At 44.6% G+C, this 395-nt stretch carries 1 pseudogene; it reads right to left on the reverse strand.

The window, feature by feature from the left end:
* Positions 1 to 41: 41 nt before the first annotated feature.
* Positions 42 to 395 (reverse strand): annotated as a pseudogene (locus FD01_RS13845) (DDE-type integrase/transposase/recombinase); the annotation flags it as partial.

Genomic DNA, 395 nt, shown 5'->3' on the forward strand with positions numbered 1-395 from the left:
GGTACTGTACCCTGTCAAGTTGACACATTAAATAATAAAAACTAGTTGGCCTTGCCGAAGCGGTATTCTGCTGCGGTAAGGTCATTTCTTTTGCCTGAAATAAAGGAATGCGTAAAGTAATCGATACCTTCTGTCACCAGCTGTTCTAAGTCTTCAAACGTTTGTGGTTGTGGTGAGTGTGCTAACCAGATAGATTTAAAATCAGCCCACCAGTGCTCCATCACCGCATTATCAGCTGGTGTTCCTGGGGCTGAGTAACTATGTTGGCTGTTATTACTAGCCAAGTAGTGGTTGAATGCTTTGGAAGTATATGCTGCTCCGCGATCAGTGTGGATTATCGGTGCCAGACCTCCGGCTTTCTGCTTGGCCATTTGAAATACTTTAATAGCCCCAGT

Origin of the sequence: Lacticaseibacillus manihotivorans DSM 13343 = JCM 12514 (assembly GCF_001435035.1) — a bacterium.
Lineage (GTDB): Bacteria > Bacillota > Bacilli > Lactobacillales > Lactobacillaceae > Lacticaseibacillus > Lacticaseibacillus manihotivorans.